Raw genomic sequence first — 14,705 nt, 5'->3', positions numbered from 1 at the left:
GACCTTCCATGCCAGTTGTTGTTGTCGAATCCCCGGCCAAGGCCAAAACGATCAACAAGTATCTTGGCAAGGATTACACGGTCCTGGCGTCTTACGGCCATGTGCGCGACCTGCCGGCCAAGGACGGTTCGGTCGACCCGGACAACGAATTCGACATGACCTGGGAAGTGGGAACGGATTCGCGCAAACATGTCAAAGCCATCGCCGATGCGCTGAAAGACGACGATGAACTGATCCTCGCAACCGACCCCGATCGCGAAGGCGAAGCCATCTCGTGGCACCTGCAGGAGGCGCTGACCAAGCGCCGGGCGATCAAGAAATCGACCGCCGTGTCGCGCGTCACGTTCAACGCCATCACCAAGCCGGCCATTCTCGAGGCGATGAAACATCCGCGCCAGGTCGATGTGCCGCTGGTCGATGCCTATCTGGCGCGCCGGGCGCTCGACTATCTCGTGGGCTTCAACCTCTCGCCGGTTCTGTGGCGCAAACTGCCGGGCGCGCGTTCGGCCGGGCGTGTGCAATCGGTCTGCCTGCGGCTCATCGTCGAGCGCGAGCAGGAAATCGAGGCTTTCAACCCGCAGGAATACTGGTCGGTGCGGGCGATGCTCGAGACCCCGCGCGGTCAGAGCTTTGAGGCGCGTCTGACCCAGCTCTCCGGCAAGAAGCTCGACAAATTCGACCTGAAGGACCGGATGGCCGCCGAGATGGCGGTGCAGGCAGTCTCCTCGCGAGCGCTCAAGGTGGCGTCTGTCGAGGCGAAACCCGCCTCGCGCAACCCCTCTGCCCCGTTCATGACCTCGACCCTGCAACAGGAAGCCTCGCGCAAATTCGGCATGGGGGCACGTCAGACGATGAACGCGGCGCAGCGGCTCTATGAGGCCGGCCTCATCACCTATATGCGGACCGACGGCATCGACATGGCGCCGGAGGCAGTGACCCAGGCGCGTGACGCGATCAAATCCCGCTATGGCGACAGCTATGTGCCGTCGAGCCCGCGGATCTACAAGAACAAGGCCAAGAACGCCCAGGAGGCGCACGAATGTATCCGTCCGACGGATATGTTTGCCGCGCCGGACAAGGTGAACCTCTCCGAGGCCGATCAGCGCAAGCTCTATGACCTGATCTGGAAACGCACCATCGCCTGCCAGATGGAAGGCGCCAAGCTCGAGCGCACCACGGTCGATATCGCCTCCGACGACAGTGAAGTGGTGCTGCGCGCCACCGGTCAGGTCGTCGTCTTCGACGGGTTCATGGCGGTCTATACCGAGGGCCGCGACGATGTCGAAGAGGATGACGAGGGCCGCCTGCCGCAGATCATGCAGGGCGAGGCGCTGAAGAAGGTTGCGGGCGGGCTCAAGGCGCAGGCCGCCGAGAAGGAAGCCGTGCTGGGTGGCGAAGATGCCGTCCTGGGGCTTCAGCACCACACCAACCCGCCGCCGCGCTACACCGAGGCCACCCTCGTGAAACGCATGGAAGAGCTCGGCATCGGCCGTCCCTCGACCTATGCCTCCGTGCTCTCGACCATCGTCGAGCGCGAATATGTCCGCAAGGAACAGAACCGTCTGATCCCCGAGGACAAGGGCCGGATCGTCACGATCTTCCTGATGAATTTCTTCCGCAAATACGTGGGCTATGAATTCACCGCCAATCTCGAGGAAGAGCTCGACGAGATCTCGGCGGGCGATCTCGATTACAAGGCGGTTCTGGCGAAATTCTGGCGCGATTTCCATGCCGCGATTTCCGGGACCTCGGATCTGCGCATCTCGGAAGTCCTGGACAAGCTCGACGAGGCGCTCGCACCGACGCTCTACCCGCCGCGCGAAGACGGCTCCGATCCGCGGATCTGTCCGAAATGCGGCACCGGGCAATTGCACCTCAAGACCTCGCGCACCGGCGGTTTCGTCGGCTGCGGCAATTACCCGGAATGCACCTACACCCGGCCGATTGCCGGCGAAGGCGCCGAGGGGGACGAGCGGCTTTTGGGCGAGGATGCAGGCGATGAGATCTGGCTGAAATCCGGTCGCTTCGGCCCCTATGTGCAACGCGGTGAGCCGACGCCGGAGAACAAGAAACCGCCGCGCGCCTCCCTGCCGAAAGGCTGGTCGAAGGACGATATGGATCTCGAGAAGGCGCTGACGCTCCTGAGCCTGCCACGTGAAGTGGGCGAACATCCCGAGGGCGGCATGATCAAGGCCAATTTCGGGCGGTTCGGCCCCTATCTCATGCACCAGCTGCCCGACGAGGCAAAACCCGTCTATGCCAATCTCAAGGACCCCAACGATGTCTTTGAATGCGGCATGAACCGCGCGGTCGAGCTGATCACCGAGAAACGCAACAATCCGGGGCGCGGCCGGGCGGCTGCGGCGAAACCGCTCAAGGAATTGGGCGAACATCCGGAGGAAGGCGGCCCGATCCAGGTGCTCGACGGGCGCTATGGCCCCTATGTGAAATGGGCCAAGGTCAACGCCACCCTGCCGAAAGAGATCAAGCCCGAAGACGTGACCATGGAACAGGCGCTGGACCTCATCGCCGCCAAGGCCACGAAGGGCGGCAAGAAGAAGACCGCCGCCAAGAAGGCACCGGCAAAGAAGACCACGGCCAAGAAAGCGCCGGCGAAAAAGACAAGCGCAGCCAAGAAGACCGCGGCGGATTGATCCGAAGAGACATCGGCTTGAAATACGAAAGGGCGCCACAGCGGGCGCCCTTTTTCGTTTTGCTTCGCGTCAGAGCCGCTCGGCTCAGAGCCATTGGACGGTGTCAGGCGGATTCAAGAAAAGGCGCCTCGAGCACCCGTACCGGGAGAATCCGACCGCCCTCATTGCGGATCGCCCCGCCGACGGTGGCATCGAGATAGACAAGGGCGCCGCGTTTGACAACGAGGTTGCCGCCGACAACGCCCTGAAGCCGCAGCTCGACGCCTTCCTGCACGACCGCGTCCCGCGCGATCAGCCCGTCGTAGCTGCCGCTTTCGGAGAATACGCGATCCTCGTCCATCACTCGTCTCAGATTGATCATTTCAAATCTCCTCCCGCAAAAAGATTGTGCCTTTAGCCTACACGATTTCGGATCATTTTCGAAGTCACATCGTGGCGACAGCGTTTCACGAAAGTCACGGAAAACAATTTAAAGTTGCATTTTCGACCGCAAACTCTCCGCCCTAAAACCATGATTAACCCGGTATTAATAACATATTAGGCAGGGGTTCTTTTCGCCTCCGCGAGCGAACGAAATATCGCGCACGATCACAACTCAACTTAAAAGTGTAAACTCTGAATTGACGTTTCTCTGTCTCACAGCGCTTTTAAAGCCGTGAAATTTGATCGCCCCCAGCAGAGCCGCCGCCCCGGGCCAGATGCAGCGGGCCGATCTCGCGCGGTGAATCCGCTGCCGGAGAGTGGTGCGAGCGAGACCGAGGACCTTGCGCTCTCCATTCCGAAACGTGGTTTCGTCGGGACGTCGCCCCGGCGGACCGGCCCGCGACAGGGGCGCATTCCGGTGGCGCATTTTTGAGCAATAACGTGCCACAGACACGGCGGGACGCGTCGCAGGACATGCCGCGTTCCGTCGCGCAGCAAGAATCACCTGCCAGAGATTACCCGCGGAATCTCACTTGGCCGACATCTTCGCAGACCAACGGGCCCCGCTTGTCGCGAGGCCCGTTTCAGTCCAGATTCATGTCAGTTTCAGACCAGTTCAAGGCCAGTTTCAAACCGGTTCCGGGTTCTTCTTCGAAGCCGCTCCCGGCGCGGGAAGCTCCACAGGCTCCGGCGAGATCAGCAACTCATCAATCAGCGCCACCACGAGTTGCGTGCGGTTGCTGACCCCGGCTTTCTTGTAGATCGTGCTGTTTTGCGACTTCACCGTGCCCTGACTGGTGGAGCGCGCTTGGGCGATCTCGGCCACGGTGAGCCCTTTCGCGGTCAGAAGCGCGATGTCGCGCTCGGCCGCGCTGAGGCCCCATTGGTCGAACTGGGTCTGGATCATCGCGGAGAACTCGCCGCGTGCCGCGCTCAGCAACCGCTCGACCTCGCCATTGCGCGCCTGCACAAGACGATGGCCGCGCCAGATGAACAAACCGCCGATCACGAAACCGACGAGGACCGCCAGCTCCGTGATCTCATGCACGATCCAGGTCGATCGATAGAAACCGATGCCGAAGATCTCCCGCATCAGCTCATGCAGGAAGACGAGGGCGGAAACGAGGTAGAGCACGAGCCCCAGACGGATCAGATATCTCAGGGTCACGCGCTCTCCTTCCGTTGCAGGGTCTTCACAGGTTGTGACCGACCGGCTCAGTCATCGTCGCCGTCGTCGCCATCATCATCGCCGCCGTCATCACCATCGTCGCCGCTGTCGTCATCCCGATCATCATCGCGGTCATCGTCCCGATCATCGTCCCGGTCGTCGTCGCTGCTGTCGTCGTCGCTGCTGTCGTCATCGGAGGAATCATCATCCCTGTCATCGTCACGATCATCATAGCTGTCGTCATCGCTTTCGTCGTCATCATAGCCATCATCATAAGACGTGCCATCGGAGTATTCGGCCCCATCCCCGTCCTCATCGTCATTCTCTTCATAGCGGTCGCTGAGCACGTCACCGCGTTTGCCCAGAACGATGCTGCGTTCGCCCTGCGGGCCTTCGGCGTCGATGATCGTGTTGCCGAGCAGCGAACGACGGATATGGATTTCACGATAGCCTTCGCCGGCCAGCATCTCGATCACCTCGTCCTTGGTGACCTCTGCGGCGGCGGGCAGCGCCAGAACGGCCAACAGGCTCGCGGCTTTGAGTGTCTTGAATGTCATGTCTTGGCTCCTTGGGCATTGCGTTTCGCAGATGTGCGTCAGATGCCGGTAACCTGGGTTGCCAAATCTTAACAAAACATTCCCATTTGGATGAAACGGCCCCAATCCATCCAAAGTGGTAAGGCCTTTTTCGAGAAAATTGGGCGCAATCCCGCGTTGAAACCGCGTGTTGCAGTTTGCGACCCCCGAATGCCGGCCCGATTGCCCGTCAGAGTTCGCCCCGGCGCCGGCACCAGGCGCACATATTGTGCGCAATGCGAACAGGTTTCGTTGCACCGCAGCATTCCGTTGACAGCCACCGGCTGTTCCCGGTTAATCGTGCCAAAGAATTCGCGGAGGAGTGATATGAAGAAAGTATACGGATCGGCCAAGGAGGCGCTCGACGGGTTGCTCGAGGACGGCATGCTGATCGCGGCGGGCGGTTTTGGCCTGTGCGGCATCCCCGAGCTGTTGATCGACGCCATTGTCGAGAGCGGCGTCAAGGATCTGACGGTGGCATCCAACAATGCCGGCGTCGACGGGTTCGGTCTCGGCAAGCTGCTGGAAACCCGCCAGATCAGGAAAATGATGTCGTCCTACGTGGGCGAGAATGCCGAATTCATGCGGCAGTATCTCTCGGGCGAGCTGGAGCTTGAATTCAACCCGCAGGGCACGCTGGCCGAGCGCATGCGTGCCGGTGGTGCCGGCATCCCCGGCTTCTACACCAAGACCGGCGTCGGCACGGTGATCGCCGAGGGCAAGGACCACAAGGACTTCAACGGCGAGACCTATATCATGGAGGAAGGCATCTTTGCCGATATCTCCATCGTAAAGGCCTGGAAAGCCGATGCGACCGGCAATGCGGTGTTCCGCAAGACCGCGCGCAACTTCAACCCGCCGGCGGCGATGTGCGGCAAGATCTGCATCATGGAGGTCGAGGAAATCGTGCCCACCGGTTCGCTCGACCCGGATTGCATCCATCTGCCCGGCGTCTATGTGCACCGTGTGATCCAGGGTGAGCACGAAAAGCGCATCGAGCAGCGGACCACGCGCCCGCGCCCGGCCGCGTAAAGCGCCCTCGCGCATTGGGCTCGCCCTACGATCACCTGCCAAGCTCCGCCTTCTGGCGCAGCGGCGTTGCCGAACAGGATCCGGCAGCGATCGAGACGTTGTATGTCCCGAAATTTCCGGTCACGCCGGACATGCGGATCATGACGGCGGGCAGCTGTTTCGCCCAGCATGTGCATCGCAATCTCGCGGCGCGCGACTGGGCGGTGGTCGATACGGAACCCGCGCCCGCAGAGATGGCGATGGAGGATCGGGCCAGACATGGCTACGGGCTCTATTCGGCGCGTTACGGCAATGTCTACACGGTGCGGCAGATGTTGCAGCTCCTGCGCGAAGCCGCGGGAGAGGTGACACCCGCCGAGCCGGTCTGGCAGCGCGACGGGCGGTTCTTTGATGCGCAGCGGCCCAATATCGAACCGACGGGATTCGAAAGTGCCGAGGCGGTCATGGAGGCACGCAACTCGCATTTGCGGGCGGTGCGTGAGGCGATTGGCCAGGCGGAGGTTCTGGTCTTCACCCTCGGGCTGACCGAATGCTGGCAACATCGTGACAGCGGCACGGTCTACCCGACCGCGCCCGGGACTTTGGCTGGGACCTATGATCCGGACATATACATGTTCCGCAATTTCACCCTGCCGGAGGTCCGCGACGATCTGATCGCGCTGCGCGATCATGTCACCGCCTGCGCACCGGGGATCAAGATGGTGCTGACCGTCTCGCCGGTGCCGCTCACGGCGACCGCGACCGGAGGACATGTGCTTCCCGCCGCGGCCTATTCCAAGGCGGTGCTCAGGGGCGCTGCGGGCGAGATGGCCCAGCGGTTCGAGGATGTGGATTATGTCCCCTCGTTCGAGGTGATCACCAACCCGGCCGCCAAGGGCCGTTATTACAAGGCCAACCTGCGCTCGGTCACCGAGGAGGGCGTGGCCGCCGCGATGCGGATGTTCTTCGCAGCGCATGAGACAGACACCACCGAGGCTGCAGATCCTGCGGCCCGGATGACACATTGATTTGGAGATGATCGAGGCCGCGCCCCGCATATGCGCGGAGGCCTCGAGAAAAACGGAGGAAGATATGGCTTGGGATCGCAATCAGATGGCGGCACGCGCCGCCCAGGAACTTGAAGACGGCACCTATGTGAACCTCGGGATCGGCATCCCGACCTTGGTGCCGAATTTCATTCCCGAAGGCGTCACCGTGACGCTGCAATCGGAGAACGGCATGCTCGGCATGGGCCCGTTTCCCTATGAGGGCGACGAGGATGCGGATCTCATCAACGCCGGCAAACAGACCATCACCGAATTGCCCAACACGGCCTATTTCGACAGTTCCTTCAGCTTTGGCATGATCCGCGGCGGCAAGATCGCCATGGCGATCCTTGGCGCGATGGAAGTCGATGAGAAGGGCGATCTGGCGAACTGGATGATCCCCGGCAAGCTCGTCAAGGGCATGGGCGGCGCGATGGATCTCGTCGCCGGCGTCGGCCGTGTGGTGGTGGTGATGGATCACACCAACAAGCACGGAGACTCGAAGCTTTTGCACGAATGCACCCTGCCGTTGACCGGTCAGGGCGTGGTGGATCGGGTGATCACCAACCTCGGTGTGCTCGATGTGGTCGAGGGCGGTTTGAAGATCGTCGAACTGGCCGATGGCGTCACCGAAAACGAGCTCCGCGCCGCCACCGAGGCGACGATTGTGGGCTGAGCCTGACCCAAACCGATCAAACCGAAACGCGGCTCCCATCGGGGCCGCGTTTTTTCGTCCGGATCTGACCTTCCGCTTTTGGTGCCAATTGTCTCGAAAACCGAAACAGCATCATATTCTTGCCCAAATTGTTTTTTAACCCTTACGGCGAACAGATCGAGTCATGAGACGTCAGAGAGAATGATCACCGTGCCGTTTCAAACTGAGAACAGCAGACAGGACCTTTGCGATGGCCTGGAATAATCTCACCTATGCCGGCTGGGGGCGCGCCCGCAGCGCCAGTGGCAAGGTCGCCCGCCCGGAACGCCAGTCGGCGCTGAGCCGCGATGTGGCCACGACCCCTGCCCCCGCCTTCGGGCTTCGCCGCTCCTACGGCGATGTGGCCTTGAACGATGGCGGCACGGCCTATGATATGTCCCGGCTCGACCGGGTGCTGTCTTTTGACGCCGAGACCGGCGTGGTCGAGGTCGAGGCCGGGATGCCGGTCGGCGCGCTCGCGCGCAGCTTTGCCAAGCACGGCTGGCTGCCCGCGGTGATGCCCGGCACCGGATTTGCCACGGTCGGCGGTTCGATCGCCAATGACGTGCATGGCAAGAACCACCATACAGAGGGCACTTTCGGCCAGCATGTGACCGAGATCACCCTGTTGCAGGGCAATAGAGTCGAGATCATCACACCCGAGAGCGGGACGATCTGGCAGGCGACAATCGGCGGCCTCGGGCAGACCGGCGTGATCGCCAAGGCGAAATTGCAACTGATGCCCTGCCCCGGTGAACTGATGAAACTCAGGGAAACCCGCATTGCAAACCTTGATGCCTTTCTCAAGGCCTTCGACGACAGCGACGCGCCCTATGCGGTCGGCTGGATCGACGCCACGGCCACCGGCGACAGGCTCGGCCGTGGGATTTTCGAGGAAAGCGAACTGGTCGCGGGGCGAGATGCCGGCAAGGAACACAGCCGCGCCGTGCCGCTGAATGCCCCGGGCTGGGCGCTCTCCGCTCCGATCGTGCGGCTCTTCAACGAAGCCTATTACCGCCGCATCCCGGCACGCGGAAAGACCTCTGTCAAACCGATCTGGGATGTGCTCTTCCCACTCGATGCCATCCATGACTGGAACCGGCTCTACGGCAAGCGCGGTTTCAACCAGTTCCAATGCGTGATCCCGCCCGAGCGCGTCGACATGTTGCGCACCATGCTGGAGCGGATCGGCGCCTCGCATCTCGCCTCGCCTCTGGCGGTGTTGAAAAAGATGGGCGCGGCGCGCGGCGGCTACATGTCCTTCCCGATGGCGGGTTACACGCTGGCCGTGGACTTTCCCAATCGCGACGGCGCAACAGAGCTGATTTCGGACCTCACCGACATGACCCATGACGCCGGCGGCCGGATCTATTTCGCCAAGGATGGTGTGGCCGAGGCGGCGCAGGTCAAAGGCATGTATCCGGAGCAAGGGGACTGGGTCAAAGCCGCGGCCAAGGCCGATCCCGGAAACCTGTTTGAGACCGATCTGGTGCGCCGGCTCGAGCTGCGCGACATCGCGCATATGGCACAAGACGAGACGGGAGCCTGAGATGACACAGACATGGATCATTCTCGGCGCCACCTCGTCCATGGCCCGCGCCATGGCACGCCGGTTGGCGAAAGACGGCGCAAGACTGCTGCTCTGTGGCCGCGACATGGACGATCTTGCGGCCTCCGCCGTCGATTGTCTCGCGCGCGGGGCGGCGAGTGCCGAAGCGCTGCGCTTCGATGCCCGCGACCACGCCACATTCGCGCCGATCATCGACAAGGCGGCCTCTGAGGAGGGCGAAATCAACTGTGCGGTTTTCGTCGGCTCCATGCCGGACCAGGCGGAGATCGACGCCGACCCGGCGCTCCTCGACGGGGTGGTGCAGGACAGCTATATCGGCCCGGCCACCTTCCTCACCCTGCTGGCCCCGCATATCGAGAGCCGCGCCCGCGGCACCGTCGTGGGCGTCACCTCGGTCGCCGGGGATCGCGGTCGCATCGGCAATTACGTCTACGGATCTGCGAAGGCCGGCTTTGCCACCTATCTCTCCGGACTGCGCAACCGGCTCACCCGCGCGGGCGGCCATGTGGTCACCGTGAAACCGGGGTTTGTCGACACAGCGATGACCTGGGGGATCGAGGGCATGTTCCTCGTCGCCACACCGGATGCCGTGGCGAAAGACATCATGCGCGCCGTGGCGAAGAAGCGAAACGTGATCTACACACCCTTCTTCTGGCGCTACATCATGCTGATCATCCGGCATATCCCGGAGTTCATCTTCAAGAAAATGTCGATCTGAGGTGATTGGCGACGGCGACTTTGAGCCATGTCGGCATTGCCCCTTCAGCTTCAGCCGTGACAAGCCTGCCTGTAGGTTGGCGCTCTGACGACCGGACTGCGCAGTTTATGGTGCAAAAGACCTCCATGATCTGAGGGGCTTTGCATGATCAGAGTGCGCCAGCCTGCGGGGACAGGCAGGCGCAGGCGCGGCGGCTTCGCCTTGTTCTGCGCCCGAGAGTGGTTTGTTCCAAAGGCCGCGAGGTCCGTCAAGCCGCCTCAAGTCCTCACTTCTCCGCCCGCACCGCGTTGGTGGCAAAGACACAGCCGTCATAATAGAGTTCCGGCGGCGTGAGGCAGAGCCCGCGGGCGACCTGCCAGGCGGCCAGAACTTTCGGCACATAGGCGCGGGTCTCGGCATAGGGCGGCGGGCCGTCATTGCTGCGCACCGCGTTTTCACCGGCATTGTAACCGGCCAGGGCCAGCGCCAGATCGCCGTTGAACTGTTTGAGCAGCCAGTCGAGATAGGCGATGCCGCCTTTGATATTCTGCTCCGGCTCCGTGGCATCGACCCCGAAACGCTCGGCGGTGGCCGGAATGAGCTGCATCAGCCCCTGTGCCCCGGCCTTGCTCTCAGCCGTCGCCTCGCCCGAGGATTCCACCGCGATCACCGCCAGAGCCAAGGCCGGGCTGACCTGTGTGCCGACGGAATTCAACAGGATCGCCGTGCCGTAATGGTTGGCGATATCGGTCAGGTTCTGAAATGTCGGGCGGGGAATGGATTTGCCCTGCTCCAGATCCAACGCCGCGAGCGCAGCGGCAAAGCGGCTCGGCGCAGCGCCGGCCAGATCGTGCGGCACCGCCTCCCAGTACCAATCGAGCAAATCGACCGATACCGCCTCCGCCAGCGGGTCCGCATCGGACGCGTCTTTCGGCGGGACGGACACCGTTTTCTGCGCCGAGCGGATCTGAATGTCGATCAAACCTCCCGCGCCGCCGTCCGGCACACCGATTCTTTTCGTCCGCACCTCGGGCCAGGGGCGCGGATCTGCCGGCTCCTCCGCCCGCAGGCCGCCCGCAGGCCCCAGGGAAAAGCTCAGGCAGAGCGCCAAAGCCAAAACGCGCATCGCAACCCCTGCGCCATGGGCGCGACACCCCGGAACAGGCCGGACGGGAGAGACAGGAGGGATCAGAAACATGGTTAAGCTGCTCTTTAGCTCATTTTGTGACCGGCTTTGCCGTGTCGATTGCCGCCATTTTCGCAAAAATACCCGCTTTCTTCCAGTCACTTGATCCGTTTTCGAATAAATCGACTTTGAGTATTAACCGATTAAGTCGATCAAAAGCATTTTCTCCAAAAATAGTTAAAATTTTTTAAGACTTAAAATCAAACGGTTAACCGGCAATATCGTTCAAATTTTTGCATTTCCAAAATCGTACCAATGCTGCCCAACTCTTGCCCCAGTTCACAGGCCATATAGCCACATCGAAAGCGCGAGAGGGCGATACACGGTGAGGGAAACGCCGCGCTCTGACCGCCAAGACGTGGAAACTGAACCGATATATCTCCTTGGAGGGACCTCTGATGAAATTTTTCAAACTTGCTAACAAATTCTCCCGCGACGAAGACGGTGCCGTGACCGTTGACTGGGTTGTGCTCACCGCAGCCGTCGTCGGCCTCGGTATTGCCGTTCTGACCTCCGTCTCCGGTGGCGTCAAAACCCTCGGCGGGAAAATCTCTGACGACCTGGCTTCCCGCTCCGTCGTTTCCTACTAAGCCCTATTTCAGGAGAAATCTGATGAAATTCTTCAAACTTTCCAACAAATTCTCCCGCGACGAAGACGGTGCCGTGACCGTTGACTGGGTTGTGCTCACCGCTGCCGTCGTCGGCCTCGGTATCGCCGTTCTGACCTCCGTCTCCGGTGGCGTCAAAACCCTCGGCGGAAAAATCTCTGACGATCTGGCCTCCCGCTCCGTGGTTGCTTACTGAGCGAGCTCGGGTCACGGGCGATCTCAAATCGCCTAAGCCTTTCAAAACCGCGCTTCTGTCCGGAGGCGCGGTTTTCCTTTTGGCTCGTCTCAGCCCCAGCACCAGCCTTCGCGACGCCCAGTTGCACTCGAGGCGAAGCTGAGCGGCTTGCGGCGCCAGGACCACGAACAGATTCTCGCAAATGCGCGGTTTGTCGCGATACCGGCATAAATTCACATGTATGCCGGGGAAAGACCACCAAACCGCCGCATTTCAACGACAGATTGGCAAGGTGTTCGCAGAGGGGTGAGGCGCGAAGCGGCTTTGCAGACCCCGAAAGCAAGGGAACGGAACTATGCGTATCATTTTCGGATTGGTGCTCGTGATTGGTGTCGCTCTGGCCGGCTTTGCCGTCCATATGACCCGCGGGTATCTTTCAACTTATCAAGCCGAGCTGGACCGCGAAAAGTCCATGCGCGCAAACGCCATCCGCACCGAAGAGATCTTCATCGCGACCAAACAGATCGGCTATGGCCAGCCGATCCTGCCGGATATGGTCAAGAAGGTGCGCTGGCCGGTGGAAGCCATGCCAAAAGACGCCTTCCACAGCGAAGAAGAGATTTTCCCCGAAGGCCCCGAGACCCCGCGCGTGGCGCTTCGGAGCATCGAACCCATGGAACCCCTGATGGCGGTCAAGGTGAGCGATCCCGGCGAGGCCGCCGGCGTGGCTTCTCTGCTGTCGAAAGGCATGCGTGCCTTTGCCATCCGCGTCGATGTCACCAGCGGCGTATCGGGGCTGTTGCGCCCGGGCGATCGCGTCGATGTCTACTGGTCGGGCCGCCTGCCCGGCTCGGGCGTGGAAGTCACCAAGCTCATTCAACCCGCAATGTCGCTGATCGCCGTCGACCAGACCTCGGACACGGAACGCCGGTCTTCCTTCATCGCCCGCACGGTGACCGTCGAGGCAACCCCGACCCAGGTGGCCGCGCTTGCGACGGCACGGAACTCCGGGCGTCTGTCGCTCGCCCTCGTTGGCCGCAACGATGACACCGTGGTCAGTGGGGTCGAGGTCGACAAACGCGCTTTCCTTGGCATCGAGGAGCAAACCGTGGCAATCGTTCCGAAGGAAGAGGTCTGCACCGTCCGGACCCGCAAGGGCGGTCAAATCATCGACACGCCGATCCCCTGCACCGACTGAGCCAGGATCGAGCCGCGCGCCCACACGTGCCCCCACACCGGGCGGCCACACTGGGCGACCCCGCAAAACATGAACAGGCGCACCTCCCGCGGGTGCGCCTTTTTCGTGTCGCAATCAAGGGCTTGCCGCTCTGCGCACCTCTCTCATGCCATCTGCGGCTGTGACTTATCCACATCATCAACACCGGCCAAGAGATTGATTCTTGCAAAAAAAGTAAATTTAACGCATCCTCTCTCCAAATGGGCCGAAAGAGCCCGGTTTTGAGGCGTGGTCGACAGAGGCAGGATCACATGAAAATGTTGAATATCGTCAAAGCGGCCCTGATCGGGGTCGCGGTAATGAGCGTAACCCCATACGGGGCCTATGCAGAGAAACTTCGTGTCATGACAGGGTCCCCGTCCGGGGTTCTGAACGTGCCGATGAACCGCGCCGTGGTGGTCGAGAGCGATGAGCCTTTCGCGGAAATCTCGGTTGCGAATGCGGATATCGCGGACATCTCCACCCTGTCGGATCGCTCGATCTATGTTCTGGGCCGGTCTCCGGGTCTGACCACGATGACGCTTCTGGCCCCCGATGGCTCGCTGATCACCAATGTCCAGGTTCAGGTCACTCCGGATGTCACCGAGTTCAAGGAACGCCTGCGGCAGATCATGCCGAATGAAAAGATCGAGGTGCGCACCGCCAATGACGGTATCGTGCTCTCCGGCGTGATTTCTTCGATCACCATGATGGAACGCGCGGTCGAGCTGGCCAATCGCTATGCTCCGGACCGGGTGTCCAACCTGCTGAACATCGGCGGCACCCAACAGGTGATGCTGAAAGTACGCTTTGCGGAAATGTCGCGCTCGGTGTCGAAGAACCTGTCGTCCTCGCTGGGGTTTGTGACCTCTGGTGGCACCAACTGGAGTGGCGGCGAAACCGGCACCTTCCTATCCGGCTCAAACTCCCCGACCGGTGCGATTACCACCCAAGATGGTGCGCTTGGCGCCCTGAAGCTCGGCGGCTCCATCGGCGGCACAGAACTCTCCATCCTGCTCGAAGCGATGGAACAAAAAGGCGTTGTCCGCACCCTGGCGGAACCGAATCTCACCGCCCTGTCCGGTCAGCAGGCGAAATTCCTCGCCGGTGGCGAATATCCGATCCCGGTTTCCGACAATGACGGCATCACCATCGAATACAAACCTTTCGGCGTCGAGTTGGAATTCGTGCCCCGTGTGGTCAATGGCGATCAGATCAATCTCGAGATGCGCGCCGCCGTGTCGGGCGTCGATTCCTCCGTCAACTATTCTCTGGACGGTTTCACCGTCAGCTCTTTCAAACGTCGCGAGACCTCGACCACCGTCGAGCTGCGCGATGGCCAGAGCTTTGCCGTCGCCGGCCTGTTGCAGGACGATTTCGAAGATCTCGTGGGCCAGGTGCCCTGGCTCGGAGATATCCCGGTGCTGGGCGCGCTGTTCCGCTCCACGGATTACAGCCGTCGGCAATCTGAGCTGGTGATCATCGTCACCCCGCATCTGGTCTCCCCGACCAACGGTCTGGCGCTCAGCCTGCCGACCGACCGGGTGAAAATCCCCACCGAGGCCGACCTGTTCCTGTTCGGCAAGACCTTTGGCGGCACCTCGGCGCCGAAATCCGGCGCCGCGGCGGAAGTCGCGAAACAGGATTTCTCCGGCTCCTATGGCTATGTGATGGAGTAAGAC

General features: G+C 61.4%; 14 protein-coding genes. 10 read left to right on the top strand and 4 right to left on the bottom strand.

What is annotated here, in order from left to right:
- The first annotated feature begins 8 nt into the window (after positions 1–8).
- Entirely contained in the window at positions 9–2,654 is a 2,646-nt protein-coding gene (gene topA, locus BM151_RS13915) for a type I DNA topoisomerase (RefSeq protein ID WP_090061333.1), read from the top strand.
- 103 nt (positions 2,655–2,757) lie between these two features.
- On the opposite strand, the gene BM151_RS13910 is transcribed toward topA, so the two are convergent.
- The 3 genes from BM151_RS13910 to BM151_RS13900 all read right to left on the bottom strand — a co-directional run bounded on the left by BM151_RS13910 (position 2,758) and on the right by BM151_RS13900 (position 4,802).
- The gene (locus BM151_RS13910) at positions 2,758–3,015 is read right to left on the bottom strand and encodes a hypothetical protein (protein WP_090061332.1); all 258 of its coding nucleotides are present in this window, start codon (positions 3,013–3,015) and stop codon (positions 2,758–2,760) included.
- 690 nt (positions 3,016–3,705) lie between these two features.
- Positions 3,706–4,245 carry a helix-turn-helix transcriptional regulator gene (locus BM151_RS13905; RefSeq protein ID WP_090061331.1) on the bottom strand — a complete coding sequence of 180 codons (540 nt, stop codon included), beginning with the start codon at positions 4,243–4,245 and terminating at the stop codon, positions 3,706–3,708.
- A 47-nt stretch (positions 4,246–4,292) separates the two neighbouring features.
- Complete coding sequence (locus tag BM151_RS13900; protein WP_090061330.1) at positions 4,293–4,802, bottom strand: hypothetical protein; 510 nt, start codon at positions 4,800–4,802, stop codon at positions 4,293–4,295.
- A 345-nt stretch (positions 4,803–5,147) separates the two neighbouring features.
- Between BM151_RS13900 and BM151_RS13895 the strand changes: the two genes are divergently transcribed.
- The 5 genes from BM151_RS13895 to BM151_RS13875 all read left to right on the top strand — a co-directional run bounded on the left by BM151_RS13895 (position 5,148) and on the right by BM151_RS13875 (position 9,859).
- Positions 5,148–5,852 carry a CoA transferase subunit A gene (locus BM151_RS13895; protein ID WP_090061329.1) on the top strand — a complete coding sequence of 235 codons (705 nt, stop codon included), beginning with the start codon at positions 5,148–5,150 and terminating at the stop codon, positions 5,850–5,852.
- A gap of 14 nt (positions 5,853–5,866) precedes the next feature.
- A complete protein-coding gene (locus BM151_RS13890; protein WP_090061328.1) occupies positions 5,867–6,859 on the top strand; it encodes a GSCFA domain-containing protein in 993 nt (330 codons plus the stop codon).
- Between the two features lie 64 nt (positions 6,860–6,923).
- Positions 6,924–7,553, top strand: coding sequence for a 3-oxoacid CoA-transferase subunit B (locus BM151_RS13885; protein ID WP_090061455.1), 630 nt, complete (start codon positions 6,924–6,926; stop codon positions 7,551–7,553).
- Positions 7,554–7,782: 229 nt separating this feature from the next.
- A complete protein-coding gene (locus BM151_RS13880; RefSeq protein WP_090061327.1) occupies positions 7,783–9,120 on the top strand; it encodes an FAD-binding oxidoreductase in 1,338 nt (445 codons plus the stop codon).
- Position 9,121: 1 nt separating this feature from the next.
- Positions 9,122–9,859: an SDR family oxidoreductase gene (locus tag BM151_RS13875; protein WP_090061326.1), complete on the top strand. Its 738-nt coding sequence runs from the start codon at positions 9,122–9,124 to the stop codon at positions 9,857–9,859.
- 265 nt (positions 9,860–10,124) lie between these two features.
- On the opposite strand, the gene BM151_RS13870 is transcribed toward BM151_RS13875, so the two are convergent.
- Positions 10,125–10,964 carry a lytic transglycosylase domain-containing protein gene (locus BM151_RS13870; RefSeq protein ID WP_090061325.1) on the bottom strand — a complete coding sequence of 280 codons (840 nt, stop codon included), beginning with the start codon at positions 10,962–10,964 and terminating at the stop codon, positions 10,125–10,127.
- Positions 10,965–11,422: 458 nt separating this feature from the next.
- Between BM151_RS13870 and BM151_RS13865 the strand changes: the two genes are divergently transcribed.
- The 4 genes from BM151_RS13865 (at position 11,423) to BM151_RS13850 (ending at position 14,702) form a co-directional block, all read left to right on the top strand.
- A complete protein-coding gene (locus tag BM151_RS13865; RefSeq protein ID WP_090061324.1) occupies positions 11,423–11,614 on the top strand; it encodes a Flp family type IVb pilin in 192 nt (63 codons plus the stop codon).
- Between the two features lie 22 nt (positions 11,615–11,636).
- Positions 11,637–11,828, top strand: a complete 192-nt coding sequence (locus tag BM151_RS13860) for a Flp family type IVb pilin (RefSeq protein ID WP_090061323.1) — start codon at positions 11,637–11,639, stop codon at positions 11,826–11,828.
- Positions 11,829–12,162: 334 nt separating this feature from the next.
- Positions 12,163–13,005, top strand: coding sequence for a Flp pilus assembly protein CpaB (cpaB, locus tag BM151_RS13855; RefSeq protein WP_090061322.1), 843 nt, complete (start codon positions 12,163–12,165; stop codon positions 13,003–13,005).
- A 290-nt stretch (positions 13,006–13,295) separates the two neighbouring features.
- Entirely contained in the window at positions 13,296–14,702 is a 1,407-nt protein-coding gene (locus BM151_RS13850; protein ID WP_090061321.1) for a type II and III secretion system protein family protein, read from the top strand.
- Positions 14,703–14,705 lie beyond the last annotated feature (3 nt).

The organism is Celeribacter neptunius (genome assembly GCF_900113955.1).
GTDB lineage: Bacteria > Pseudomonadota > Alphaproteobacteria > Rhodobacterales > Rhodobacteraceae > Celeribacter > Celeribacter neptunius.
Note: the sequence above shows the minus strand (reverse complement) of the source record. Positions and strands in the feature narration are given on the sequence as shown.